The 25,382-nt window shown below is 69.9% G+C and carries 25 protein-coding genes; 10 read left to right on the forward strand and 15 right to left on the reverse strand.

Annotation, left to right across the window (positions count from 1 at the left end; all coding sequences use genetic code 11):
• Window positions 1-55: 55 nt before the first annotated feature.
• The gene (locus QSK10_RS13530; RefSeq protein WP_285663121.1) at window positions 56-595 is read right to left on the reverse strand and encodes a TetR/AcrR family transcriptional regulator; all 540 of its coding nucleotides are present in this window, start codon (window positions 593-595) and stop codon (window positions 56-58) included.
• 114 nt (window positions 596-709) lie between these two features.
• On the opposite strand from QSK10_RS13530, the gene QSK10_RS13535 reads away from it, so the two are divergent.
• Together QSK10_RS13535 and QSK10_RS13540 are read left to right on the forward strand one after the other, a co-directional pair.
• Window positions 710-1,495: an SDR family NAD(P)-dependent oxidoreductase gene (locus QSK10_RS13535; RefSeq protein ID WP_285663122.1), complete on the forward strand. Its 786-nt coding sequence runs from the start codon at window positions 710-712 to the stop codon at window positions 1,493-1,495.
• 47 nt (window positions 1,496-1,542) lie between these two features.
• Entirely contained in the window at window positions 1,543-2,067 is a 525-nt protein-coding gene (locus tag QSK10_RS13540) for an EF-hand domain-containing protein (RefSeq protein ID WP_285663123.1), read from the forward strand.
• Between the two features lie 50 nt (window positions 2,068-2,117).
• Here the strand turns inward: QSK10_RS13540 and QSK10_RS13545 are convergent, their stop codons facing one another.
• The 5 genes from QSK10_RS13545 to QSK10_RS13565 form a co-directional block, all read right to left on the reverse strand.
• A complete protein-coding gene (locus QSK10_RS13545; protein ID WP_285663124.1) occupies window positions 2,118-2,300 on the reverse strand; it encodes a hypothetical protein in 183 nt (60 codons plus the stop codon).
• A gap of 159 nt (window positions 2,301-2,459) precedes the next feature.
• Complete coding sequence (locus QSK10_RS13550; RefSeq protein ID WP_285663125.1) at window positions 2,460-3,224, reverse strand: TatD family hydrolase; 765 nt, start codon at window positions 3,222-3,224, stop codon at window positions 2,460-2,462.
• Window positions 3,221-4,516, reverse strand: coding sequence for an adenine nucleotide alpha hydrolase family protein (locus QSK10_RS13555; RefSeq protein WP_285663126.1), 1,296 nt, complete (start codon window positions 4,514-4,516; stop codon window positions 3,221-3,223). The genes QSK10_RS13550 and QSK10_RS13555 overlap by 4 nt, the downstream gene beginning before the upstream one ends.
• Window positions 4,516-5,304 (reverse strand): hypothetical protein, encoded by a 789-nt coding sequence (locus QSK10_RS13560; protein WP_285663127.1) that lies wholly within the window; start codon window positions 5,302-5,304, stop codon window positions 4,516-4,518. Before QSK10_RS13560 ends, QSK10_RS13555 begins: the two co-directional genes overlap by 1 nt.
• Complete coding sequence (locus QSK10_RS13565) at window positions 5,304-7,205, reverse strand: KAP family P-loop NTPase fold protein (RefSeq protein WP_285663128.1); 1,902 nt, start codon at window positions 7,203-7,205, stop codon at window positions 5,304-5,306. The genes QSK10_RS13560 and QSK10_RS13565 overlap by 1 nt, the downstream gene beginning before the upstream one ends.
• Before the next feature lie 742 nt (window positions 7,206-7,947).
• On the opposite strand from QSK10_RS13565, the gene QSK10_RS13570 reads away from it, so the two are divergent.
• Both QSK10_RS13570 and QSK10_RS13575 read left to right on the forward strand, forming a co-directional pair.
• Window positions 7,948-9,963, forward strand: coding sequence for an NADPH-dependent 2,4-dienoyl-CoA reductase (locus QSK10_RS13570; protein ID WP_285663129.1), 2,016 nt, complete (start codon window positions 7,948-7,950; stop codon window positions 9,961-9,963).
• Window positions 9,964-9,968: 5 nt separating this feature from the next.
• On the forward strand, window positions 9,969-10,502 hold the full coding sequence (locus QSK10_RS13575) for a PadR family transcriptional regulator (protein ID WP_285663130.1): 534 nt from the start codon (window positions 9,969-9,971) through the stop codon (window positions 10,500-10,502).
• Here QSK10_RS13575 and QSK10_RS13580 read toward each other — a convergent pair.
• Window positions 10,499-11,239, reverse strand: a complete 741-nt coding sequence (locus tag QSK10_RS13580) for a Type 1 glutamine amidotransferase-like domain-containing protein (RefSeq protein ID WP_285663131.1) — start codon at window positions 11,237-11,239, stop codon at window positions 10,499-10,501. The two genes, QSK10_RS13575 and QSK10_RS13580, sit on opposite strands and share 4 nt — an antisense overlap.
• Before the next feature lie 116 nt (window positions 11,240-11,355).
• On the opposite strand from QSK10_RS13580, the gene QSK10_RS13585 reads away from it, so the two are divergent.
• Entirely contained in the window at window positions 11,356-12,222 is an 867-nt protein-coding gene (locus QSK10_RS13585; RefSeq protein ID WP_285663132.1) for a GNAT family N-acetyltransferase, read from the forward strand.
• 38 nt (window positions 12,223-12,260) lie between these two features.
• On the opposite strand, the gene QSK10_RS13590 is transcribed toward QSK10_RS13585, so the two are convergent.
• Both QSK10_RS13590 and QSK10_RS13595 read right to left on the reverse strand, forming a co-directional pair.
• Window positions 12,261-12,725 (reverse strand): GNAT family N-acetyltransferase, encoded by a 465-nt coding sequence (locus QSK10_RS13590; RefSeq protein ID WP_285663133.1) that lies wholly within the window; start codon window positions 12,723-12,725, stop codon window positions 12,261-12,263.
• Window positions 12,726-12,746: 21 nt separating this feature from the next.
• Entirely contained in the window at window positions 12,747-13,514 is a 768-nt protein-coding gene (locus QSK10_RS13595) for a phosphotransferase (RefSeq protein ID WP_285663134.1), read from the reverse strand.
• Between the two features lie 153 nt (window positions 13,515-13,667).
• On the opposite strand from QSK10_RS13595, the gene QSK10_RS13600 reads away from it, so the two are divergent.
• Window positions 13,668-14,441: an alpha/beta hydrolase gene (locus QSK10_RS13600; RefSeq protein ID WP_285663135.1), complete on the forward strand. Its 774-nt coding sequence runs from the start codon at window positions 13,668-13,670 to the stop codon at window positions 14,439-14,441.
• Window positions 14,442-14,478: 37 nt separating this feature from the next.
• Here QSK10_RS13600 and QSK10_RS13605 read toward each other — a convergent pair whose 3' ends face one another.
• Window positions 14,479-14,916, reverse strand: a complete 438-nt coding sequence (locus QSK10_RS13605; RefSeq protein WP_285663136.1) for a MarR family winged helix-turn-helix transcriptional regulator — start codon at window positions 14,914-14,916, stop codon at window positions 14,479-14,481.
• Window positions 14,917-14,988: 72 nt separating this feature from the next.
• Here QSK10_RS13605 and QSK10_RS13610 point away from each other — a divergent pair, with 72 nt between their 5' ends.
• Window positions 14,989-16,212 (forward strand): MFS transporter, encoded by a 1,224-nt coding sequence (locus tag QSK10_RS13610; protein WP_285663137.1) that lies wholly within the window; start codon window positions 14,989-14,991, stop codon window positions 16,210-16,212.
• A gap of 10 nt (window positions 16,213-16,222) precedes the next feature.
• On the opposite strand, the gene QSK10_RS13615 is transcribed toward QSK10_RS13610, so the two are convergent.
• Window positions 16,223-17,095 carry a LysR family transcriptional regulator gene (locus QSK10_RS13615; protein WP_285663138.1) on the reverse strand — a complete coding sequence of 291 codons (873 nt, stop codon included), beginning with the start codon at window positions 17,093-17,095 and terminating at the stop codon, window positions 16,223-16,225.
• Window positions 17,096-17,168: 73 nt separating this feature from the next.
• Between QSK10_RS13615 and QSK10_RS13620 the strand changes: the two genes are divergently transcribed.
• Window positions 17,169-18,392, forward strand: a complete 1,224-nt coding sequence (locus tag QSK10_RS13620) for an MFS transporter (RefSeq protein ID WP_285663139.1) — start codon at window positions 17,169-17,171, stop codon at window positions 18,390-18,392.
• Window positions 18,393-18,526: 134 nt separating this feature from the next.
• Window positions 18,527-19,069: a DUF3592 domain-containing protein gene (locus tag QSK10_RS13625; protein ID WP_285663140.1), complete on the forward strand. Its 543-nt coding sequence runs from the start codon at window positions 18,527-18,529 to the stop codon at window positions 19,067-19,069.
• 45 nt (window positions 19,070-19,114) lie between these two features.
• Here QSK10_RS13625 and QSK10_RS13630 read toward each other — a convergent pair whose 3' ends face one another.
• From QSK10_RS13630 to QSK10_RS13640, 3 genes are all read right to left on the reverse strand, one after another.
• Entirely contained in the window at window positions 19,115-22,186 is a 3,072-nt protein-coding gene (locus tag QSK10_RS13630) for an alpha-N-acetylglucosaminidase (RefSeq protein WP_285663141.1), read from the reverse strand.
• A 187-nt stretch (window positions 22,187-22,373) separates the two neighbouring features.
• Complete coding sequence (locus QSK10_RS13635; protein WP_285663142.1) at window positions 22,374-23,132, reverse strand: barstar family protein; 759 nt, start codon at window positions 23,130-23,132, stop codon at window positions 22,374-22,376.
• A gap of 239 nt (window positions 23,133-23,371) precedes the next feature.
• Window positions 23,372-23,743: a winged helix-turn-helix transcriptional regulator gene (locus QSK10_RS13640; RefSeq protein ID WP_285663143.1), complete on the reverse strand. Its 372-nt coding sequence runs from the start codon at window positions 23,741-23,743 to the stop codon at window positions 23,372-23,374.
• Between the two features lie 99 nt (window positions 23,744-23,842).
• Between QSK10_RS13640 and QSK10_RS13645 the strand changes: the two genes are divergently transcribed.
• Window positions 23,843-24,706, forward strand: coding sequence for an NAD(P)-dependent oxidoreductase (locus QSK10_RS13645; RefSeq protein WP_285663144.1), 864 nt, complete (start codon window positions 23,843-23,845; stop codon window positions 24,704-24,706).
• Between the two features lie 144 nt (window positions 24,707-24,850).
• On the opposite strand, the gene QSK10_RS13650 is transcribed toward QSK10_RS13645, so the two are convergent.
• Complete coding sequence (locus tag QSK10_RS13650) at window positions 24,851-25,369, reverse strand: DUF402 domain-containing protein (protein WP_285663145.1); 519 nt, start codon at window positions 25,367-25,369, stop codon at window positions 24,851-24,853.
• Between the last annotated feature and the right edge of the window lie 13 nt (window positions 25,370-25,382).

The raw sequence follows: 25,382 nt of genomic DNA on the forward strand, positions 1-25,382 counted from the left end.
GAGCACGAGATCAGCACGCCGACATCGCCACCGTCCACTTGGTCCGTGCGAATGCTCAGGCCCCGAATCCGCGCAGCAGCGTGTCCAGGACGCGGGTCGCGTCGGCGTCGCCGTGCTCGGCCTGCCCGTGGACGCTCTCGCTGATGAGCGCCATGTAGACGCGGCGGACCCATTCCAGGTCGGCCTCGGGGCGCAGGAGCCCGGCGTCGCGGGCGCGCAGGAGGAACGTGTCGGTGATGGCGGTGACCTCGCCGATGACGGCGAGTGTCTCGGCGTCGGCCTCGTCGATGTGGGTCAGCGCGAAGGTCCAGCCGTGTTTGACGGCGAGCACGGCGGTGGTGGCGCGGTGCCAGGCGACCATGGGCGGCGCGGCGTCCTGGACGATCTCGGCGACGGCGTCGCGGATCTGCGCCCAGGCCTGGGCGCCCATGGTGCGCAGGAGCGCCTCGCGTCCGGCGAAGCGGCGGTGGACGGTGGTGCGCGCGACGCCCGCGGCCTCGGCGATCTGCTCCAGGCTGGCGGCCGGATTGGCGCTCAGGACGCGTTCGGCGGCCTCAATGATGGCGCGGGTGCTGCGTGCCGCATCGGATCTCATGCGCGAAAGGCTACATGGCTGTCCTGGTTACCGCATCAACTGAAACAACGATGTTGCATGTTCGGAGAAAACTGCTACATTGATGTCGCAGTTACCTCTCGAAGGAGTCATCACATGAGCACCGCACTCATCACCGGCGCGTCCTCGGGCATCGGCACCGCTTTCGCCGAGCGCCTCGCCGCCGAAGGCCACGACCTCGTTCTCGTCGCCCGCACCAAGGACCGCCTGGACGCCATCGCCGCCCGCCTGCGCGCCGCCCACGGCATCGCCGTCGACGTCATTCCGCAGGACCTCTCCCTCCCCGGCGCGGCCGCCGCGATCACCGAGCGGCTCACCCGTCCCGTCGACCTCCTGGTCAACAACGCCGGATTCGGCACCTCCGGCCGCTTCGAGGACATCGACGCCGACGCCGAGCACCGCATGCTCATGGTCAACGTCGTCGCCCTCGTCGACCTCACCCACGCGCTGCTGCCCGGCATGCTCGAACGCGGCCACGGCGGCGTCATCAACATCGCCTCCACCGCCGGATTCCAGCCCTCGCCCTACTTCGCGTCCTACGCCGCCACCAAGACCTTCGTGCTCAACTTCAGCCTCGCGCTGTGGGCGGAGTACGAGAAGCGCGGCGTCCGCGTCCTCGCCGTCTGCCCCGGCCCCACCGAGACCGCCTTCTTCGACGGCATGAGCGCCAGCGCGTCCAGCATCGGCGGCAAGGTCGGCACGCCCGAGGAGATCGCCACCCTCGCCCTCGGCGCCTATGACCGCAACTCCGGATACGTGGTCGCCAAGGGCTCCTCGAACTTCGCGATGGCCCACCTCACCCCGCGCCGTCCCCGCCGGTTCGTCACGCGCGTCTCGCGGGGCATGACGGCCAAAATGGCCGGTGTCAACCCCAGTGCCTGACCCGATGTACGACGTGCACGCCATGGCCCGGCCCCTAGCATCGGGCCATGGCGAGCGAGCTGCAGCGACGCAAGATCGGCGTGGTCTTCACCGGCATGGACGCCGACGGCGACGGCTTCCTGGAGGAGAGCGACTTCCGGGCCCTGGCCGCCCGCTGGTCGGCCGTCCGCGTCGCCGGTGACCCCGAACGCCTCGCCGCGATCATGCTCGGCTGGTGGGCGACCCTCCTGGCCGCCTCCGACGTCAACCGCGACGGCAAGGTCACCGTCGACGAGGTCCTGACCGTGGTCGACCGCCTGCCCGGCATGCGCGAGGCCGTCACCGCCACCGCCGACGCGATGTTCGAAGCCGTCGACGAGAACGCCGACGACCTGGTCTCACCCGGCGAGTACGGCCGCATGATCGAGGCGTGGAGCGGCAAGGCCCCCGGACCGGAGGTCTTCGCGCGGCTGGACACCGACGGCGACGGGAGCCTGTCGCGCGCGGAGTTCGCCGACCTGTGGTTCGAGTTCTGGGCGGGTGACGACGCGGATGCGCCGGGGACGCAGATCTTCGGGCCGCTCGCGGCCTAAGCGGACCGCCGCGTCGAGAGTCTCGCCGCGCTCCAGCTCTAGACGGGCGCCTACTGCTCGTCGAGCGGGTAGGGCCTGTCGGGATGGATCGCCAGCCAGAAGTCGCGCAGATCCATGTCGACGATGTCGGCCTGATCGTCGTCGAGGCCGCCGTTGTAGCAAATGCCCCAGGTGCGCGGGGTGAACGCGCCCGCCCTCAGGGCCTCTTCGAACTCCTCGGGAAACCACGACATCGCCGGCTGCGTGACCGCGTAGGCAAGCTGCTCGACTCCGACGTTCGATCCGGGGGTGCCCGCCCCGCTCCAGCAGGTCGGCTACCAAGTCCCTGCGCTGCGAGCGCAGCACCGGCGAACTGGCGAAGGCTGTCCGGCCGGAGGGTCTATGGCTGCGGCTCATGAGGCCGCCAGTGTCACCCGTGCTTGTCGTGGCAGCAACATGCCGCACCGAGTGTTACGGATGAGTTCGCCGAGATTCCGCCAGGTGGTCTGTCGAATCTTCTCTGGGGTCAGCTGATGAATCTGCGCCAGAGCCAGTTCGACATCACCTACTCTTCCTGGCCGTCGGCCATCGCCGCCAGATCGATCTCCGAAGGGATGGTCCGTCTCTGGCAAGACCCGATCAAGTGGTATCCGTGAAACCAGATTATGTTGTCGTAGCATGGCGGCATTGACCGAGAAGAAGCAGTCACGATCAACTGCCCGTCGGGTCTGCGCGGGGCTACCCAGCCACCAGTGCAACACGGCGCCATGGATTGGCCACTCGTCGAGACAATCGAGCACGTCATCGATTGCTGCGTAACTGTGGATGCTTGTTATCCGTGGGCTCGCTTGCAACACACTCAAAACTGCGGCAAACGTTGCTCGTTGCATCTCCATAGGGACGCGTGACTTGCCGTCCAGCCCTACCTCGCTGACATATGGCGTGCTGGTGCTGAGGGAGGCGAAGCGGTCGGTCTCGAAGGCCTTCTGGGCACCAACGAGGCCGGGATGACACCCGACGCCCCACACTGTCCACGCATCGCGGCGCCGTAGGGCACCTTCCGCCTCGTCAAGTGAACGTGTGGCGGCGAAGACCAACGCTCCTAGGTTTGTCAGGTCACTGGCCGGGATATCGGCCTCGATGTGGGCATGCATATCGATCTGAGGAAGACGACTCATGGGTAGAGGCTCCGAAGTTCGTTGATCCCGCGCTGGCACAGGTCGAGCGCGTCCCGAAGCCGAAGGCTTTGCGGCAGGCTGAGAGCCGCGAGGTCTCGCGTCTTCACTCCGCGACGCATGAAGTTGCGTACCTGTTGCTCGACCGACTTACTCTCGAGCCACTTCTGGACCGCCGCGTCGGTGCTCGGTGCGATGTAGTTTGTGGCATCTGTAACGCCCGAGGCAGTGAACGACGCCCGTCGGAGAACGCAGCCGAAGCAGACGCCGCACGGAGTCATTGTAGAGATGTGGTGGGTCCGCTGGCCGGTCAAGCCGCAAGAATGAGTCGCGCTGAGGAATGCCGAGGCTTGCTTTGCACCCACAAGGTCGACGACCTTTTGGTACATCTCGCCCTTCGTGGTTGTCTTGAATGGGTTCTCGATTGTTGAATGCGCGCCCACCGCCGTCAGTACTTCAGAGAGGCTATCGAGGAAGGCCGGGTGTGTGGTGCGGGTCGACAGGCTGCCGAGGCGCTCTGGGCCGAGCGGAGGGTTGATCGATGCGAAGCCGTTCTCTGGAATCCAGAGGGGCACGCCGTAGATCGAGGCCACGGCCAGCCCGAGTGCTATGAACACAAGTGACCGAGAGCGGCTGGTGGGCTCTGTTGGATATGTACTCTCATCGATGCGCTTCTCACGGCGCCCGAGATGAACGACGACATGCTGCTGGCCTGGGCCTGGGACTAGCCGCTCAATCTCAGCGGCGACGTGCTGCTGGATCGGTGCCAGCAGGGTGTTGCTGAAGTGCGAGAGCAGGATGTGTTGTTCGTTCCTCGCGAGTTGCGATCGAGAGTGCAAACCGCCCACTGCGGAGTCCGCACCACCGCTGAGCAGCACAACGCGCTTCGGTGAGGTGGTCGGGTCTGGCAGTCGTACAGCTTCGGTGGGGGCCTTGGTCTTGGTGAATGTGAGTGTCCAGCGGTCGCCGCTAAGGAAGCCGATAGCAAGCTCCAGCTGCCCAGCGACCGCTTGCCAGGTTGAGGGCTCTGAGACGGGGATCATCAACTCAAACGCGCGCTGATTCCAGTTCGACCCACCGCCTTCGCGCATGACGGACCGATCGGCTGCGAACACCGTCAACGCGATCCGGGTGAAGTCAACGTTGAGTGGTGCCACATCGCCGAGGGCGCCAAGGCTCGGTCCGATACCCGGTGTAAAGGATGATCGCTGGTCAGTCAGCCAGTAAAAGGACTCGGTTGCCTCCTCGTGCGAGGCATCGTCCGGAGCGGCCAGGCGAAGCGTGAACCGTGGCATCAGCCAGTACCTCCGACAATGTGGCGAAGCGTCTCGATACCTGCCTCGATGGCGTTGCCGAGCTCATCCTCGGAAGTGCCATCGACTGACAAGGTTGCCTGAGCGGCGATTGCTTCGGCCGCGTCACGAATATCACTCTCGGTGATGTAGGCATGACTAGAGCTGTTCACCTGGTCACCGGACTCGACGAGTAGAGCTTCAGCGATGATGGTCGCGATCGTCTGTCGCACGATCTCCACAGGGGAGGGTGGGATGCCATCGCGCTCCTGCTCCATCACCCACTCCGCCACCTCGGCGGCGACCCGGCGCTGCTCGTGATCCTCAATCGTGCTGTCCGGTACCGAACATGCCATGTCGACGATACGGCGAAGTACCTCGAACTCATCACCAAGCCCGCAGAGTTCGTTGTAGTCCAGCCCAAGACGTTGGAGGGTTGCGGCGTCACCCGCGCGGTAGGCATAGGCAGCTGCTGCCGCCCGCCCTGCGGTGCGAGCCGAGGCAGCAGCCGACCGCTGCGGCCCACCGCCGCCCCTCTCCCCTGTGCCTCTGTCACGTGAGGCGGATCCACTTCCGCCGCTAGGGCCATCGCTACCGCCGCCTGACGCCGGGTGGGGGCGAATCAGGTTAATGATTCGTCGCAGATCGTTGGGATCGAGCGGTGACCGCTCGCCACTGGACTTCCTGTCGTCGTGATCTCCGGCCAGGTCGCTCAGGTAGTCGCCGATGGCGTCTCGGATCGCCTTGCCGTCCTTGCCGCCGCTACCCGAGTAGGCTCCACTGGTTCCCATCAGGAGCCTCCTCGTTGCTTGATCTTACTCTCGATGGCACGCTTGACCGCCCCCTCCCGAACCTTCTCCTTCCAGGTCGTAAGAACGCTCCAGATCTTCGCGGGCTCGTCGGACTTGAACTGCATTGGTGTGGCAATCGTGATCTCGCTTGGGGGAAGCATTAGCAGGGCATCTCGTGCGTCGGAATCTGCTTCGGGTTGGCAGTGGAGGATGCGGAAGATCGCATTCACGCCTGCCTTCTGTTTGGAGGGCTGGTCGCGCAGTGTTCGTCCAATGTGACGCAACAAGTCGGCAGTGTCGCCTGCTCCTAGTTTCTCTAGCTCCCCGTCAGTCACCGAAGCACTTTCGCGCTTGGAGTCAGACAGCAGGTTGGCGGCGATGTCGCGAAGTCGTTCGGGCAGACTCTCATCGATCAGTGTCACGCCAGCGAAGCCGGCAGCGAGCGTCAAGTACGGGGAGAGGTCTAGCCCTCGCAGCGGTGGTACCAGTTTGGCCCAGCGCACCATGGCTTGCGTGAACTGTCCTGACGTTGTTGCCGCTGTGGGGGGCTCAAGTGTGCGTCGTCCACCTCGTCGAGGTCGGGCAGTGGAGTCACCGTTATCAGTATCGTCAGAATTCGTGGGTGGATCAGCGTCGGGCGCTGTGTCCGTGGGGGCAGGTCGCCCTGCCTCATCTTCAAGGCGATCCAGCTGATTCCGCATCTCGCCCTTGGCGAACCAGCCGAGCAGGAGTTTGAACTCCGGCTTCATCAGGGCCTCGAGGGTCATTAGCTTCGCTACGACACTCGGATCGAGCGTGATGCCACGGCGTGATGCCACGGACTGACGAACGCGTAGATCATTAAGGAACCGTTTGATGTAACGCGGGTTGCCGCTCAGCTTCTCGTACAGCAGCGGTGTCAATCGGGAAGCGAAGGCTAGCTCGTCCTCCATGGCGAGACCGTCGATCGCGCCGATGTCGTCAACAGTCCCACCATCTCGGCGGATCTGGACGCACCGGTCGATGAGCGCGGAGAGGTGCTCCGCCGCGGCAGTTGCCTGAAGCTGCAACAGCAAGAGATAGGCCTGTGTGTCGAAGTGACTGAGGGCAGGCAGCGGGATGGTCGTCTGGACGATCTTATGCAGGTAGAGCGTTGCTGGGTCGTGCTGGTCAAGGTCGCTCTCGTCGGACCTCCTGGTTGTTGCGAACCGAGTTCGGATGGCGTCGGCGACCCGTTCCTCGTCGGCGGCGATGACGAACGACATCTTCGGGACAGCGAGGAACAACCGCATCGCTTCGAGGCTCTCGACCACAGTCGCCGGCAAACACCGATCAAGGTCATCAACGAGGACGACCACAGCCTGGACATGCTTCAGATCATCGGATTGCATGAGTTCGGCGAACTCGTCACGGAAGGCATCAAGGCCACGGACTGAGTCCTCATCGCCTGCCTTCGGCTTGACGAGCTCGACAAGCTTGTCGAAGGAGGGGATCTGCAGTGTGAGCGAGGAAGTGGCTGCCAGTTTGATGGCTTTCGCCCAGTCGATGCGTTTTACCAGGCGACCCAGCAGCTTCTTCGCTTTGTCGGTCTTGGTCTCCGACCGGTCAACTTCATCAGCGAGTGCCCCAAGGACCTCCGCGATGAGGCTCTCCTTGGCGCCCGTGGCGGGGTCATAGCGCCAGGGGTCAGTCTGGATGATCAGAACTTTGCTGCTCGGCGTGCCACGCTGCTCAAGTTCCTCGGCAACCAGGCCAAGCACGGTCGTCTTGCCGCTTCCCCAGCTCCCGGACAAGCCAAGAGCGACAGGGTCAAGTGCCTCGTCAAGTAGGGCGTCGGCGACTGTCTTTGCAACAGCGTCGAATGACAACAGGTCGACCCGCGCCGGATCGTCCGACCAGAGTGCGAGGTTTGGCTCGGTCACGAGGTCCCCCAAACGAGAGCTGGTGCACGCTCATCCGCGCCTTGCGGGCCTACCTGGTCCGGGCGGAGCTACCTTCTGCAACCCTAGCTGTGTGGTCCGACACCTCATTGCTGGATGTCGACCGTGACTCAACTAGGAGGGGCCGCTCTCCTCACTGCGACTGGCTTGTGCCGAGCTGGAACCTGCTCTTGACTGGCTCTCGCGTGGCTTCCGAACAACAGAGGTCGCCTCTGCACTCGGAAGCGATGCTTTCTGTCTGCGAGGGTGTCGGAGGGAGTTTGAAGCCGCCAGCCATCGGAAGTGCCCTTTGAGATTGGCCTGGCGTTCCGGCGAGATTGCCAGGGCCTTTCAGGCTGGTCCTTGACCGCCCATGACGGCTGTGTTGTGGCCAGGCGTGACGACCATGAGGTCGACGTCGTGTAGCGACTTGATAGCGGCGGATCTAGTCAGGCCGGGCTCGAAGGTCTTGCAGGGCATCGGGTGGTCATTGGGCAGGGTGGCGTCGGCGGGCCGTGGCTGGCGGAGGTATGAGCATCGTTGGGCTGGTCAATGGGGTGGACACCTTTCGTAGTCGTGACGACCATCGCTATGGGCATGCAGGATCGTCTATCTCCCTGAGTGTGGGGTCGGGATGTAAAGCTCGCAGCTGGCGCGATATCCATCTGCGCCACCTCGGTTTTGCACTCAGTTGCAAAAGGTGCCCCGGGTGCGTTAAAAAGGACCTCCGACCGAGGAGGCCCGCATGCCCACCTACCCGCACCTGCTCCAGCCGCTCGACCTGGGCTTCACCACCCTGCCCAACCGGGTGATCATGGGCTCGATGCACGTGGGGCTCGAAGAGGCGCCGGGTGGGTTCGAGCGGATGGCGGCCTTCTACGCCGAGCGGGCGCGGGGTGGCGCGGGGCTGATCGTCACCGGCGGGATCGCCCCCAACGAGGCCGGGCGGCCCTATCCGGGTGGCGCGATGCTGACCACGGCGGCGGAGGCCGCGCGGCACCGCGTCGTCACCGAGGCCGTGCACGCCGAGGGTGGCCGCATCGTCATGCAGATCCTGCATTTCGGGCGCTACGCCTACCATCCGGCACTCGTGGCGCCGAGTGCGATTCAGGCGCCGATCAGCCCTTTCACGCCGCGTGAGCTGACCACCGCCGAGGTCGAGCAGACCGTCGCCGACTTCACGCGGTGTGCCGCGCTCGCGCGTGAGGCCGGGTACGACGGGGTGGAGATCATGGGGTCCGAGGGCTACCTGATCAACGAGTTCATCTCGGCGGCCACCAACAAGCGCGAGGACGAGTGGGGCGGCGCGTACGCCGACCGCGTCCGCTTCCCCGTCGAGATCGTCCGGCGGGTGCGTGAGCGGCTCGGCTCCGACTTCATCGTCATGTACCGGCTGTCGATGCTCGACCTGGTACCCGGCGGCTCGACTCTCGACGAGGTCGTCGCGCTCGCCAAGGAGATCGAGGCGGCGGGGGCCGGCATCATCTCCACCGGCATCGGCTGGCATGAGGCGCGCATTCCGACTATCGCGGCGAAGGTTCCGCGCGGGGCGTTCACGCATGTCACGAAGCGGCTGATGGGTGCCGTTTCGGTTCCGCTGGTCACCGGCAATCGCCTCAACACGCCTGAGCTGGCCGAGCGGGTGCTGGCCGAGGGGCATGGGGACCTGGTGTCGCTGGCGCGGCCGTTCCTGGCCGATCCGGACTTCGTGGCCAAGGCCGCCGCGGGGACGCCCGAGGCGATCAACACGTGCATCGCGTGCAATCAGGCGTGCCTGGACCACACGTTCAGCGGGAAGATCACCTCGTGTCTGGTCAATCCGCGCGCCTGTCATGAGACCGAGCTGGTGCTGTCGCCGACGAGGTCGCGCAAGCGTGTCGCGGTCGTCGGCGCTGGACCGGCGGGGCTCGCCTTCGCGGTCGCCGCGGCCGAGCGGGGGCACGCCGTCACCCTCCATGACGCCGCGCCGGTGATCGGCGGGCAGCTCGATGTGGCGCGGCGCGTGCCGGGCAAGAGCGAGTTCGAGGAGACCCTGCGCTACTACCGGCACCGCCTCGACGCGCTCGGTGTGGAGGTGCGTCTCAACACCACCGTCACCGCCGCCGACCTGAGCGGCTTCGACGAGGTCGTGCTGGCCACCGGTGTGCGCCCGCGCGTCCCGGACCTGCCCGGCATCGATCACCCGAGCGTGGTGGGGTACCTGGACGTGCTGCGCGGCGAGGTCGTCGCGGGGGAGCGGGTGGCGGTCCTGGGCGCCGGTGGCATCGGCTTCGACGTCGCCGAGTTCCTCACCGCGCCCGAGAAGGACGCCTCGCTCGACCGTGAGCTGTTCTTCGCCGGGTGGGGCGTGGACGGCGAGCATCGCGGACCGGGCGGGCTGGCCGCGCCGGTCCGCCCGTCCTCGCCGCGCACCGTCCACCTGCTGCAGCGCAAGGACAGCAAGGTCGGCGCCGGGCTGGGCAAGACGACCGGGTGGATCCACCGGGCCGAGTTGCGCCACCGTGGCGTGGTGATGGTCTCCGGCGTCACCTACGAGCGCGTCGACGACGAGGGCCTGCACGTCACCGTCGACGGGCGGGCGCAGGTTCTGCCCGTGGACACGGTGGTGGTGTGCGCGGGGCAGGAGCCGCGCCGGGACCTCCACGACGAGCTCGTGGCGGCGGGACTGCGTCCGCACCTGATCGGCGGCGCCGACGTGGCCGCCGAACTCGACGCGAAGCGCGCCATCGACCAGGGCACGCGCCTGGCTGCTGCAATATAGGGGCCATGTCGCTGCCGCACGCCATCCTCACCGCCCTGCTGGAGAAGCCGTCCTCGGGGCTGGAGCTGACGCGCCGCTTCGACAAGTCGATCGGGTTCTTCTGGCCGGCGACCCACCAGCAGATCTACCGGGAGCTGGGCCGCCTGGAGGAGGCCGCGCTCATTCGCGCCCTGCCGGGGCCGCCCGCGCGCGGCCGCCGCCGGGAGTACGAGGTCCTGGACGCCGGTCGCGCGGCCCTGCGCGACTGGGTCGCGGCCAGTGAGGACCCCCGGCCGGTGCGGGAGCCGCTGATGCTGCGGCTGCGCGCGGCGGCCGTCGTCGGCTCCGAGGGTCTCGCCGAGGAGCTGCGGCGGCACCGTCAGCTGCACGCCGAGCGCCTGGCCGCCTACCGCGACATCGAGGCGCGCGACTTCCCCGACCCGGCGGGCGCGCCCGAGGGCGTGCGGCTCCAGCACGCGATCCTGGCCGCCGGGATCGGCATGGAGGAGTTCTGGATCGGCTGGCTAACGGGCGTGCTGGGCACGCTCGGCGAGGACTAGTCGCGGGGTGGGAACAGCTCCCACCGTCCCTTGCCGACGATCTCGACGACGCCGTCGACGACCGTGATCGCGGTGTCATCGTCGATGGCGTACGTCGGCGCCGGGATGTGGGCCGCCCACCGCTCGGCGTTGACGCGGGAGGCGTCGGGGTGGCCGGGGTTTTCGAAGTGCGGGATCACCGCGAAGTCGGTCAGGCCCGCGCCGTGTGCGGTGACCAGGATGCGGTCGACGTCGCCGTCGGGTGTGGAGAAGACGATGTCCTGCGAGGACAGCGGCTCGTCGGCGCCGTGGGGCGGCTCGCGGTAGGTCTCGGCGAAGGTGGCCGCGGCGGCGATGCTTCCGGCGCTCACGCCGACGTAGACGGCCTCGGGACGCAGGTCGGGCAGCAGGGCGGCCAGGCCGGAGCGGCGCATCCACCCGGCGAGGAACATCGGGTCGCCGCCGCAGAACAGCAGCGCGTCGGCCTCGCGGACCGCCGCCGTCCACGTCGCCTCATCGATGCTCGGCAGCGCGGTCAGGTCCAGGACGCCCAGGGACCGCCAGCCGAGCGCGCCCAGGCGTGAGCGGTCGCGGCCGGCTATCGCCCGCCAGGCCATGCCGGGCCCACCGGTGAAGGGCAGGAGGGCGGTGGGGACGATGAGCGCGCTCGATTCCCCGATCGGTTTGCCCAGCAGCTCCACCAGCGCGCCCTCGATGGCGTCGCCGGTGATCCCCGACGACGTCAGCAGTGCTCTCATCGGCCCAACCTCCCGTGACGAGACCTCCCGACACCGTAGAACGCGGGTACGACACGAACCGTCGATCGCGCATAAACCGGATGCGGATGATCGCGGGATGGTGTGAGATCGCGCCCATGTCGATTGTTCTGAGCACCCCCACCGTCACCGAGCTCGACGCCGCCGTCGCGGCCTTGCGCGAGTGGCAGTACGAGGGGGCGCCGATGCAGCTGCACCCCGGTGACCTCGGCTGGTTCGGGAAGACCGGTGCGGAGGTGACGGCCGCGGCGGTGAGGACCTGGAGCCGCGACGGCCGCATCATCGCCCTCGCCCTGCTCGACATGCCCGTCCTCCTGCGCATGACGATGGCCCCCGACGTCCGTCAGGACGAAGAGCTCGCCGCGCGGCTCGTCGCCGACTTCGGCGACCCCGAGCGGGGGGTCCTGCCCGCCGAAGAGGTCTGGGTGGAGGCCCCGATCGACGCGCTGCTCCAGACCCGGCTCGCCGAGGCCGGCTGGCACGAGGACGAGAAGTGGACGCCGCTGCGCCGCGACCTCACCGACCCGGTCGAGGACCCCGGCCTGCGCATCGAGGTCGTCGGCCCCGAGCTGGCGGAGGTGCGCGCGGCCGTGCAGCGCTCGGCCTTCGGCAGCACGATGATGACCGCCGAGCTGTGGCACACCATGGCCGCCTCGAAGGCCTACGCCGACGCGCGCTGCCTTATCGCCTACGACGGCGATGACGCGGTGGCGATGGTGACGGTGTGGTCGGCGGGTCCGGGCAAGCCCGGCCTGCTGGAGCCGATGGGCGTCCACGCCGACCACCGTGGACGCGGTCACGCCCGCGCGATCACCCGCGCCGCGGCCGCCGCGCTGCGGGAGATGGGCGCGTCCAGCGCGCTCGTGGGCGCCCAGAGCTCCAACGTGGGTGCGGTGGCCGCGTATCAGTCGGGTGGTTTCGAGGCGCGCCCGGAGATCCGCGACATGCGCCGCGACGCCCTCTAGGCCGCACGCCGGGCCGGTGTCCGCGCGCGGACACCGGCTCACAGGACGAGCTTCATCCGCGGGGCCGAGGTCAGGGTGAAGCCGAGCCGGTCGTAGAGGCGCTGCCCTTCGGGTGTGGCGCTCAGGTCGAGGCGGTCGGCGTCGATGGACCGCGCCCACTCGATCACGTCGAGGACGAGTGCGCGCCCGTGTCCTTTGCCGCGGTGCTCGGGCAGGGTGATGACGTTGGCCAGCCGCACCGCGCGTCCCCTGGGGCTCTGCGGGTTGGGCACGCCGAGTTCGAGGGTGCCGATCGCGGTGGCCACGATCTCGCCGCCGGCCTCGATGAGCGGCAGGCGCACGTTGCCCGGATCGCCGACGGAGCGGGTGAACCACTCGGCCGCGTGCGTCCGCCACGGCCCGCCCGCCTCGTCCTCGTCGAACAGCAGGGACCAGAGGTGCAGGACCGCGTCGCGGTCACGAGTGGTCGCCGCCCGCAGCGGGCCAAGATCGTTCGTCGTCACGGCGCGATCCTCGCACGTGCCTCACGCCCAGAACGACCCCGGCAGCTCCTCGATCTCCCGCGCTGAGCGCTCGTAGTCCTCGGCGAGCGGCAGCAGGTTCGCGTACGCGGGGTCGCCGGAGGCGGCCAGCCGGCGGATCCCGGCGGCGTTGATCCGGGCGCGGGCGGCCACGGCGGTGCCGAAACCGGCGCGGTCGCCGTCGTAGCCGTAGGCGTCCAGGAGGGTCCGCAGCCGCCCGGCGCGCTCGTCGAAGGCGGTGAACCCGGTCAGGGTGGCCAGGTCCCGGGCGTGCAGCGGCACCCAGGTCAGGGCGGTGAAGGCCAGGTCGAGTTCGCGGCTGGAGGGACCGGCGGTGTCCCAGTCGACGAATCCGGCCAGCCGGCCCTCGCGCCAGACGGCGTTGTGGGGACCGGCGTCGTGGTGGCCGATGATGAGGCCCGGACGCCAGCTCTGCCCGGCGAACCACACCGCGTCCCCGGCCGGGCGGTAGGCGGCGGTGGCGTCGTGCAGGCCGCGCAGCCAGCGTCCCATCTGGACGAGGGTGTCATCGGCGAAGACCCAGTCCGGCCACGGCGGTTCCCCGGCGGTCTCGCCGGGCAGGTAGGCGAGCATCTCGCGGCCGTGCTCGTCGTAGCCGAGCGGCTCGGGTACGCCCTCGAAGCCGGTGTCGCGCAGGTGGGTCAGCAGCGCGTGCACCGTCGGCGTCCAGGGCCGCGCGGGCCGGTGGACGGCGTCGCCGATGCGCACCACGCCGGAGATTCTGCCGCCCGCGAGGGCCTCTTCGTCCATATCGCCGTTCTACCCCGGTCGCGGCGGATGCGCATTCGGATATACCACTCGACCGGTGTGGCGGCGGCGGTTAGCATTCCCGGAGCGTCGCGTGCCGGTGGCGGACGGATCGTCAGGCATGGAGGCGCGGTACTGAAAGGTGGCATCGCCATCTTGCCAACTCAGGCATCCATCTCAGAGCACATCACCGTTTACCCGGCCCACGACCGTTTCACCGGTCCCCGGCCGTCGATCCTGGTCCTGCCCGGTGGCCGTTACCGGGAACTCCCCCCGCACGAGGGCGAAGGCTACGCCCGCTGGCTGTCGGGCATCGGGCTGCACGCCTTCGTGCTGGACTACCGGCTGCTGCCCGAGACGTTCCCGGCGCCCCTTGAGGACGCCCGGGCCGCCCTCGGCCACATCCGGTACGGCTCGCACGGGCTCGACGTCGGTCCCGTCGGCGTCATCGGCTCCAGCGCGGGCGGGCACTTGGCGGGTCTGCTCATGACCGGCACGGTCTTGTCCATCGAGGACGGTGTGGCCGATCCGCCGCGCCCGGACTTCGCGGTGCTGGCCTACGCCCTGGCCGACTTCGACCTGCTGCCACCGGCGGCGGTCGAGGGTCTGCTGGGGGACCTGATCCACCTCAAGGACGAACTCTCGCCCGCCAAGCACGTCGACGCCTCGGTGTGCCCGGCGTTCGTGTGGGCGGCGGCCCAGGACCCGCCGGGCCTGCCCAACTCGCTGGAGTGGACGCGGGCGCTGGCGGCGGCGGGCGTCCCCGTCGAGCTGCACGTCTACCCGCGCGGCACGCACGGCATCGGCCTCGCCGACGGCGTGGAGTACGGCGGGCAGGGGCACGTGTTCATCGCCCGCGAGGAGCACACCGCGACGTGGACGGCCGCGTGTGAGACGTGGCTGCGCGCTGAGGGCGTGCTGAAGGACTGATCGCACGGGCGCGGAGGGACGTCTCGTCCCTTCGCGCTCACTCGCCGACGCGGTCGCGCAGGCGGTCCAGGACGTCCAGCAGCGCGGTCTTCTCCGCGTCGCTCAGGACGTCGAAGGTGGCCTCGGCGTGCGCGTCGTGGAGGGCCTTGATCTCGCCGAGGTGCTCCTCGCCCTTGGGGGTGATCTCCAGCCGGATCGAGCGGCGGTCCTCGGCGTCGTCGCGGCGGCGCAGCAGGCCCTCGTCCTCCAGGCCGTCCACGAGGGACGTGATGGAGCGGCCGGTGACGCCCAGTTTGGCCTTGAGCTCGCCCATGCGCGGGGTGCCGGCCTCCTGTACGGCCAGCATCAGCAGCACCCGCGAGGGCGACCAGCCGCGCCGGGTGTAGGGCTGCCCGGCGAAGCGCCGCAGCGCGTGCGTGGTGCGCATGAACGCCTCGGCCAGCTCCGCTCCCGACGGGGGCTTCTCCCTTGACACAGGACCAGGGTAGCGGCAAAGGTGATAGGCGTAATTGACACTATCTCAAGTGTGACTGTCACAGGAGCGTGTATGAACGACCCGACCGCGCCCACCATCGGCGCGAGTCCCTGGCGCAGCCGTACCTACCGGCTGCAGCTGTCCGGCGCCGTCATCTCCGTCTTCGGCACCGCCGCCGCGCCCGTCGCCTCGGCCTTCGCGATCCTCGACGCCGACGGCTCGGGCACCGCGATCGGCCTGGTCTCGGCCGCCGGAACCGTTCCCGCCGTGCTCTTCTTCCTGCTCGGCGGCGTCATCGCCGACCGCCTCCAGCGCCACCACGTCATCGTCGCCGCCAACCTCGTCAGCGCCCTCGCCCAGGCCCTCTTCGCGCTGACCGTGCTCACCCACACCGTCCACATCGGCTGGCTCGTCGCCTTCGCCGCCGGCAACGGGCTCGCCATCGCCTTCCGGATGCCGGCCACCGAGGGCCTGCTCATGCGCTCGGTCGACCGCGAGCACGCCGCCCGCGCCTTCGCGATCTTCCGCACCGGCCTCAACGCCGCCCAGGTCGCCGGCGCCGCCTGCGGCGGCCTCCTGGCCGCGGGCCTGGGACCGGGCTGGGTGCTCGCCCTCGACGCGGCCACCTTCGTCTACGCCGCCGTCCTCGCCACCCGCATGCCCGCCGAGGGACGCCTGCGCCGCCGTACCGGGCTGCTCACCGAGCTGCGCGAGGGCTGGACGGAATTCGCCCGCCGCCGCTGGCTGTGGACCGTCGTGGCCCAGTTCGCCGTGGTCAACGCCCTCGGCGTGGGCGCCTTCGCCGTCCTCGGCGCCCTCGCCGCCGACCACACCCTCGGCGGAGCACGCGACTGGGGTCTCGTGCTGTCCTGCGACGCGGCCGGGATGATCCTCGGCGGCCTGCTCATGACCCGCCTGCGCACCCCGCGTCCACTCGCGACGGCCGTCGCCGCCGGGGCCCTCCTCGCCGCCCCGCCCGCCGCGCTGGCCGCCGGGACGCCGCTCGCGGTGGTCTGCGCGGCCGCCCTCCTCGCCGGGATCGGGGTCGAGGTCTTCGCGGTCAACTGGATGACGGTGCTGCGGCGGGAGATCCCGCACGAGAAGTTCTCCCGCGTGGTCGCCTACGAGGCGCTCGGGTCCTTCGGGCTCACCCCGCTGGGTGCCGCGCTGGCCGGACCGGCGTCCGACCGCCTGGGCCTCGGCCGCACGCTGTGGCTGTCGGCCGGGGCGATCGCCGCCGCGACGGCGGTGGTCCTGGCCGTGCCGGAGGTGCGCGAGATGCGCGGAGGGGAGTGAGAACCCCGCTTCAGCGCTCGGCCTCGCTCCCGAAGATCCAGCCGGTGATGCCCGGCAGGGCCCGGTCGAGAAACTCCGGGAGCGGGGGCCGGGCGACCAGCGAGATCGTGAGCCTGCCGGGGATCGGCGACGGCGTGATCCGGTCGCCCGGCGCGGCCCACCAGCGCGCCGCCAGGAGCGACAGGAGGGCCGGAACCTTGCGGTGGCGGGCGATCCGCAGGGTCGCCTCGATCGTGGTGCCGCGCCGGGGAGCGGCGCCCAGGGCGGACAGTCGATTGTGGAGGGTCTCGCCGGTCCGGTCGATCGTGGAGTAGATCACCGTGCGCCCCGCCAGGGGCCGCCTTCCCCGCCCGACGGGCTCGGTTCCCTCGGGGAGCACCAGGACCAGGGGCGAGACGCCGAGCCGGATGTGGCGGAGCTCGCGGGGCACGGTCGTCTGCTCGGCGATGGTGACCACGGCCGCGTCGAGGAGCCCATTGTGGACGCGCTGGATGAGCGCCGGGCCGTGCTCGATCTCGGGATGCACGGTGACGTCGGGGAGTGCGGCGTCGAGGGCCGTGAAGACGATCGAGGACAGGGCCTGGATCGTGCCGATGGTGAGCGCCGGAGCCTCGTCGGCGGTGAGGATGCGGTCGGGCAGCTCGTCGATCTCCGACAGCAGGCGGACGGCGTGGCGGGTGAACTCCCGGCCCGCCGCGGTCGGCCGCGCGCCGGTGGTGTCGCGTTCGAAGAGGCGGGCGCCGAGGCGGCGTTCGAGGGCCGCGAGGCGGCGGGACGCCGAGGGCTGCGTGGTCAGCAGTTCCTTGGCGGCGGCGCCGATCGAGCCGTGCCTGGCGATGGCCTCGGCGAGTGCCAGGTCCTCCACGCTGAGACGGGAGCTCATGCCTCCAGTGTATGAGCCGGGCCGGTAGATCGCTCTCTACCGGCGGTGCCGCCGCGTCCGCATGATCGACGGCGTGAAGAGATCTCTGATGCTGTTGACCGTGATCACCTTCGTCACCTGGATCGGCTCGCGCATGACCGCGGTCGCCCTGCCGCTGGTCGCGCTGGCGGAGACCGGTGAGGCGTGGACGACCGGCCTGGTGGGCGGTTTCGCCGGGCTGCCGCTGCTGACCGTCGCCTGGTGGGGCCGCGGGCTGCGCGACCGGCTGACGTCCGGCCGGGCTCTGGCGGTCGTGACGGCGGTGAACGCCGTCGGCCTGGCCGTCGTCCCGGTCGCGGCGCTGGCCGGGCGCGTCGACGCGGTCGCGCTGTGCCTGTCCGGCCTGGTCACCGGCTCGGCGGGCGCGCTGCTGGGCCCGGCGCAGCGGGCGCTGGTCGCCGACTTCGCCGACGGGTACGCCGCCGGTGGCGGCCGGTCGGGTCCGGCGAGGTGGCTGGCCTGGCAGGACCTCGCCCATCGCGTCTCGATGATCTTCGCCCCGCCGCTGGGCGCGTGGCTCGTCGTCGCGGTCGGCACGGGCCCGCTCCTGTGGTGCGAGACCGCCGCCATCGCCGTCGCCGCCGTGGTGATGCTCGCCGTGCCCGCCGCCGCGCGGCGGTCCGGGCCGGTGCCCGGCAGGGCCGAGAGGGTCCCGGTCCGGACCGTGCTGCGTTCCCGCCCGCAGGTCGCCGCCGGGGTCGTGATGGGCGGGATCGGTGGTGTCTGCTGGTTCGGGTTCACCCTCGGCCTCGCGGTCCTCGGCGTGGAGCACGACCGGCCCGGCGCGCTTATCGCCGCCGGGATGAGCGGCTACGGCACCGCGTCGGTGATCGCCTCGCTGCTGGTGCCGCTGGTCATCGATCGCCTGCCGCGCATGGCGATGCAGGTCGCGTGCTGGATCGGCCTCGGTGTCGCCTTCGTGCTGCTGCCGGTGGTCGCGCCGAACCCGCTCGGCGTCGCCGCCGTCGCGGCGCTGGGTGGTGCGATGGCGCCTTGGGGGATCGCGGCGCTGAACGCCCTGATCAGTGAGCAGACGACCGGAGCGGCCCGCCGGACCGCGTTCACGGTCGAGACGGTCCTGCACTCCGGCGGAGCGTCCCTCGGGCTGCTCGTCGGGGGTGCGCTGATCGGCTGGGCGGGGCCGGGGCCGGTCATGGTCGCCACCGGCGTCCTGCAGGTGCTGGCCGCGATCGGCGGGGCCGCGTGGGCATGGCGGGTGCGGGCCGCGCGCGAAGCCGGGCTCGCGATGGCCGCCTGAGGCGGGTGCGAGCTGTGCGCGAACGGGCGAGACGAGTGGGTGGGAACGGCCTACCGTGGAGGAAGCCCTTGCCCTGAAAGGACCGCCGTGTCGCCCGCACGCGCAACTTCGCCCATGCCTCACCGGAGCCGGCCGTGACGGCCCCGATCCCGGCACCCCCGATCCCGACACCCCCGGTCACCGGGTCCCGCTGGAGGCTCGGTTACCTCCTCTTCGGCGTGCTCCTGATGGTGGGAGCGCTCTCCGTGGTCATCGGCGCCCGGTTCCATTCCGAGCACGCCGACACGGTCCGCGAGCTGCGCAACTCCGGCACACCGGTGACGGCGACCGTCACCAAAGTGGAGATCTCCTCCGGTCGCTCCGGCGGTACGAAGAGATTCAAGCTGCGATACGAGCAGAGCGGCGGTCGCGGCGCGTGGGTGAACTGCGAACCGGATCCCTGCCCCGCCGTCGATGACACCGTGCGGATCTGGGTGGACCCGGACGATCCCTACCGCTTCGTCGATGAGCGCGGCCGCCTCGCCGTGACCGATCCCGGCCGTAACGACGGCCGTATGACCATGGTCTTCGGCATGGTGATGGCGGGAATCGGGGTGGTGGGGCTGATCAGCCTGGCCGTCTTCCTGCACACCGGCGTCGGGAGTGGAGGGCGATACCGCGCGCCACGGCGGTGGTGAGCACGAGCGCGCCGGACCCGCGTCCGGCGCGCTCACATCACGTGCTCAGCTCACCGCGAATCCGGCGAACTCCACCACTCCCCGTGCCCCGTTCCCGCCGTTGGCCGCGGTCATGAACAACCCGGCGTCCAGCGGCACCCCGGCGGGCACCGTGAACGAGCCCGCGACCGTCCACGTGAGACCGTCGGCGCTGCACGAGCCGGTGACGGTGTCGCCCGTCCGGCTCAGCCGCACCCACAGCGGGGCGCTCAATCCCGGGACCTTCAGGTTGCGGTCGGTGGTCCCGTCGTTGTTGGAGTCGTGGCTGAACACGCACCCGTTGTCGGGGGTGAGCCCGATGTTGGCGAAGCCGCGACTGTTGGAGCCCGACAGGTCGGTGCCGATGATCAGCCCGGCGCGTGCCCACGGCCCGGTGCGGTCCTGGCTGACGACCCGCGTGGTGAGCGTGACGCCGTCGGTCAGCACGCCGTCGCGGTAGATCGCGCCGAACTGCTTGGTGGTGCCCCACAGGTCGTTGCCGCCGCCCTCGATGAAGAAGCGGTCGCCAGACTGCCCGAAGACCGAGGAGTTCGTCGTCCGGGTGACGTTCGGGCCCTGGACGGGACCGCCGCGCAGCAGCCGGACGGAGCTCACCGACGTCCCCGTCGAGGCGCTCGCGGTGACGGTCAGGCGGGCCAGCAGCGTGGCCGCGCCGCCGGTGGCGTCCACGGTGAAGGTGACCGTCGTGCTCTTACCGGAGGGCAGGTCGGGCGCGGTGACCGTCGGCTGCCGGATCGTCAGGCCCGAGTCGTCGGGCACCGTCAGGGTCGCCGTGACGCCGGTGGCGGCGGCGTACGGGTCGCTGTTGCGCAGCGTCGCGGTGACGGTGGCCGTCCCGCCGTCGGGCAGCTGCTTCGGCGTCACCGTCGCCGTCGAGGTGACCGGCTCGGGATCGGCGCGCAGGGCGTCGAGGATCCGGGAGGCGATGGCGTGGACGTCCCCGCGCGGGCGCATCGGCAGCCGCTCGCGTGAGGCCGCCCAGTCGGTGCCCACCGTGTACCAGTCCACTGTGGCCGGAGGGCGGTTCTCGGTCAGGGACGCCGAGAGCTCGCCGAGGTAGCTTCGCCAGCGTGGCAGGTAGTACCCGCTGATGAGTCCCGCCCACTCGCGGTTGGCGTAGTCGGCGAGCCCGGCGTTGAACCCGTCGCGGGTGCCCCACACCGTCAGCAGCAGTCGCGCGCTGGTCTCCAGGGCCTCGGCGTCGCCCGGCCACTCGCGGGCGTCGGCGAGCCAGGGGCCGAGCATGGTCTGGCGGTTGGTGGCGGCCAGCTCGTCGAGGAGTCCCATGTAGTCCAGCCACAGGCCGGACAGCCGGTCGAACTCGGTGGCGTCCTTGGCGTCGTAGGCGGCCTTGAGCTGGGGGAGGAGTGTGCGGCTCCGGTTGGACAGGACCTGGCGGGCGACGTCGGCGAGGTCGTAGCGGTAGGCGGAGGTGCCGCGCAGCCGCCGGTCCACGTCCAGCATCGCCGGCAGTGCCGCGGCGAAGGCGGTGGCGTCGTAGCGCATCTTGCGCGGCGACCAGATCGACGGGGTGTCGGTGGTCAGCGAGGGCTGGGCGGTGAACAGGCCGCTCTGCGGCTGGGTGAACCCGTCGGGGGCCATCGCGTAGGCGGTGGCGCCCATCGCGCGCCACGCGGTGACGGCCGCGTCATCGTCGCCGCCGTAGCGGCGGGCGGCCCAGTCGGCGTACCAGTCGCCGGGCTGGACGGGTCCGTCCCGCCAGGCCAGGCCGGTCAGGTAGTCGAAGGCGGCCGGGTTCTGGTCGCTGGCCTCGGGCAGGACGGCGATGCCGTCGAGGGTCGCGCCGGGCTGGGCGCGCCAGCGCCAGAAGCGGTCCTCCCACACGCCGGTGTTGGCGCCCATGGAGGTGTGGCCGCCGTAGTTCCAGATCGACCCGAAGGCCCAGGACGTGTCGGGCCAGTCGCGGTTGCGGTCGGTCCCGGCGTAGCGGTCGGAGAGGCCGTCGACGATGAACACCCGCGAGCGGTCGATGGCCGCGAGGGTGTCCGGGCGCGGGTTGTTCTGCCAGCCGAGGAACACCCAGATCGCGCCCGGGTGCGCGGCCTCAAGGGCGTCCTGGACGGCCTTGCTGGCCGGGCCGACCGGTACCGGGCCGGGCGTCCCGCCCTCGTGCAGCAGGTCCATCTTGTAGTGCGTGCTCGCGCCGAAACGCCGCTGCGAGCTGTCGTAGAAGGCCGCGGCGACCCGCGCGAAGGCCGGACTCGTGGGGTCCAGCCAGTCGGGACGGTCGAAGCCGACCCAGCGGCCTTGCGGCACCGTCCGCGCGTCGGGGACCTTGACGGCGAAACCCGGTGGCACGGTCCCGAAGTAGCCGGGCAGGACCGGCGTGATGCCCAGCTCGCGCAGCCGCTTGACGATGCGTGCGCCCAGCTCGGCCCGCTCGGCCACGAGGTCGGCGGAGACGGCCGAGGGGAAGCCGGACATGTTCTGCAGCAGCCACCACGGCTGATGCGTGGGCTGCGGGATCCAGCGCAGCAGCTCCTCGTCGCTGTAACCGAACTGCCGGAACGCGTCGAGGTAGACGGCCTCGGCGCCGACGGGCACGAAGACCTGGTTGACGCCGTGCAGTGCGAGCACGTCGATCTCGTGCTCCCAGGCCTTCCAGTCGCGGTAGGCGCCGGTGTACCCGTCGTCGGTGTCATTGAGCGCGAAGCGCGCGGCGACACTGGCGTCCTGCCGGATCTCGTTGTCCGGCAACGGAAGCCGCCGCGGCAGCCGGTCGAGGGAGTCGCCGTTCCAGGAGACGTCGACACGCGCGACGCGGTCCAGATAGGCGTTCACCCCCGCCAGCAGCGCGCTGGACGTGGTCGCCGAGACCTGCACCCGCCCACGCGCAGCGCCGACGACGAACCGCTCGGTGCCGTCGGGGGCCAGGGCGCGCAGGTCGATGCGGTCGGCGCGGTGATCGCCGAGGAGCCGTTCGAGGACCTTGTGGACGGCCCGGGTGTCCCAGGCGTCGTGCCGGGGCGGGTCGGCCGCGGCGGGCGCGGCCAGGGCGGTCGCCGCGGTGACGATCGCGGCGACTACGGAAACGCTGGCGCGTAAGGAGAAGCGCACGGGTCCACCTCACATCATTGTTACGAACCAATCGTTACTAAGTTAGAGATCGGCGATCATCGCGTCAACGGGTGGGGTTGTCGGTTCCGCGCGGCTAGGCGCGTCTCGTCTGGGGCGCAGGGCCATTGGCTCGGCAGGCACAGAGTTTTGTCCCCTGTACGTGGTGCCTCTCGTGTGGTGAAGCGTCCTATGTGGAGTTCAAGTCCGGAGAGTGGGCGACGTCGATGCCCCGCTCATGGAAGATGTCCAGGACGACCTCGAACAATCCTGGTTCGAGGGCCTCCCGCGCTACCGACGAGAAGCGCCAGACCAGCGAGAACGGCGTCTCGGCCCCCCAGCGACCGGACAGGCAGTCGTCGAGGGCGTCGAGGTTCCAGCCGAAGTACCCACCGGGTCCGTTGACCGCCTCGCCGATGGCGCAGTAGAAGCCCTCGATGTCGGTGACGAAGCGCCCGTCGAGCTCGTAGGCGGTTCCGGCCGGCCGGGTTGGCAGTGACGGGAAACCGTGCCGCGCCAGGGCGACCGACAGCCAGGCTCGGCGCCCGTCCGGGCCGAGCTTGTGCCACATGCCAGTACGGTCGAGCGCTCCCGACGCGGCAAGCCGCCACACCGGCTCAGCCTCCGGTAGGGCGTCGCACGTCAGGTCCACGGTGAGGTCGACCAGACCTCCGGCGGCGGGGCGGACCGATGCGACCGTCAGTGCATTGGCGAAATAGCGACCCATTTCCGTGCCCGTGGCGTCGAGCAGCCCGATGTAGGCGTTGCCCGCCATGGCGCGGCGTGTGCCGATCCGGTCCACGGCGCGCTGTAGCCCGCCTCGGGGGTCGCACCCCTCGAACTCGACCCGGCGGAGCCCGTCAGGAGCTTCGGCGAACAGTCCATGGATCTCGCGGGCGATGCCCCAGTCCTCGTCTTCGTCGTCACCGGTGAGACGGCATGCGATCACGAGGCCACAATCTACCGCCCGGCCAGGCCACGAGCACTGCGCACGGCCGGTTCGGCTACTCCACCGGATAGCCGACAAATAGTTCCGGGACACTTCACCACGACATCGTCCACGCCTACATGTCGGAGCCCAGGTCAGAGCCCAGGCGATCCGACAACTTCAGCCGGACCTGACAGGTGTCGTCCGTTCCGCGTGGAGCTCGCGGAATCCGCGCCCACATCGCCGACGAGAGTCCGCGTCTACCTTGCGGACTGGCTCATCGTCGGCTCGGAGGGCTTGGAGTCGATGTCCATCAACCTCCGCCGCCCGAAGTCCTCAAGCGGCAGCAGCGCCTCATTGAGCTCCATCCCCAGCTCCGTCAGCGAGTACTCGACCCGTGGCGGCACCTCGTCGTGGTCCTCCCGGTGCACGATCCCGTCGGCTTCCAGCTCCCGAAGCTGAGCCGCCAGGACCTTCTCGCTGACGCCCTCGACGGCGCGTCGCAGTTCGCCGAAGCGGTGGGGCCGCTCGCTCAGTGGCCACAGGATCAGCATCTTCCATTTTCCGGTGAGCACCGACATGGTCGCGTCGAGCCCGCAGCTGTAGCGTCCCGGCCTGCGTGTGATCGGCATGACACGTCCCCTCGTCCACCTGTTCGCTTACCCGGGTGTGCGTGCGCACCTGTTTGTGCGTACTTGCCCGCCCCCGAGGCCGCGCCAAGACTAACCACCATGTCCGCACCCCAGAAGCAAGCTCTCACCGTTCTCGGCCTCGGCGACATGGGCTCGGCGCTAACCCGCTCATGGCTGGCCGCCGGGCATCCCGTCACCGTCTGGAACCGCCGTCCCCGGCCCGTCCCGGACGGTGCCGAACCGGCCGCGACGGCCGCGCAGGCCGTCGCGGCGAACACCCTGGTCGTCATCTGCCTCCTCGACGACGCCTCGGTGCGCGAGACCCTCGCCGACATCGACCTGACCGGCCATGACGTCGTCAACCTCACCTCAAGCACACCGGCGGAGGCCCGCGCGCTGGCCGGGTGGATCGGCGAGCGCGGCGGCCGCTTCCTCGACGGCGGGATCATGGCCGTGCCGTCGATGATCGGGACGCCGGAGTCGGGCGCGTACGTGTTCTACAGCGGTTCGCGGGCGGCCCATGACGCGCATGCCGAAGTGCTCGCAGCGCCCGCGGAGGTGACCTACGTCGGGGAGGATCCGGGGTACGCGGCCCTGTACGACATGGCGCTGCTGAGCGCGATGTGGGGCATGTTCGCCGGGGCCGCGCACGCCTTCGCGCTCATCGGCCGTGAGGACATCTCGCCGGTGGAGTTCGCGCCGCTGATCGTCGGCTACCAGCGGGCGATGGCCGGATACGCGTACGGCACGGCCTCGCAGCTCGCGTCCGGCGACTACGCCGAGGGAGTCGAGTCGAACCTGACGATGATGTCCACGACCAACGACACGCTGCGCCGGACCGCCGCCGAGCAGGGCGTCAGCATCGAGCTGCTCGCGCCGTTCATGGCGCTCATGGAGCGGCGGGTCGCCGAGGGCGGCGGGCGGGAATCGACGACCGGGGTCGTGGATCTGCTGCGTGCCTGACGGGCGGGCGGTCATCCAGCAGGAAACCGCCGAGTTGGCGGACCGTCCGGACCTGCTTGGCGGGCTGCGGCTCGACACACCACCGAGGTCGGCGACCTCCCAGTGGTGTGGTGGCCGCTCGCGACCATCGGCGGGGGCTTGTGGTCAAGGGCCGGGTATCGAGATGTTCCGCAGAGGTTCGAGCGCCGCCGGGGGGAAGTCCGGCCATGCGGGTCCGTGATGGTCTCTGCCCTGCAAATGCCGGTCGGCGAACGATTGGGTGGCCGCCAGGACCTGCCCGGCCTGAAGGGGTGTCAGCCTGCCGGTGGCCAGTGCTTCCCCGAGTTCATGCAGGTCCAGGATCCGGTAGGGGACACCGGGTGGACCGACGATGAAGTCGACGTAGCGGTCGGCGACGTGGACGGTGTCACCCTCTTCGCGGATGTCCACCAGGTCGACGTACCACCAGCCGGCCCGTTCGGGCCTGAACACCACCGGCTGATGGAGCTGGGCCGACTCGTCGAGCAGTAGGAAGACGCGCTGTCGGCGTCCCGCGCCGGGCCGGATGTACTTTCCTTCGGGGATGTCGAACTCGTAGGCGGCGACTCGGCCGATCCGGATGCCCGGGGACGGCAGGTCGCCGCGCACGACGGTGATCCGCTCGGGTGCTCGTTCGTCGGCCACGGGATCGGATCAT

This window comes from Actinorhabdospora filicis, assembly GCF_030269765.1.
Taxonomy (GTDB): Bacteria; Actinomycetota; Actinomycetes; order Mycobacteriales; family Micromonosporaceae; genus Actinorhabdospora; species Actinorhabdospora filicis.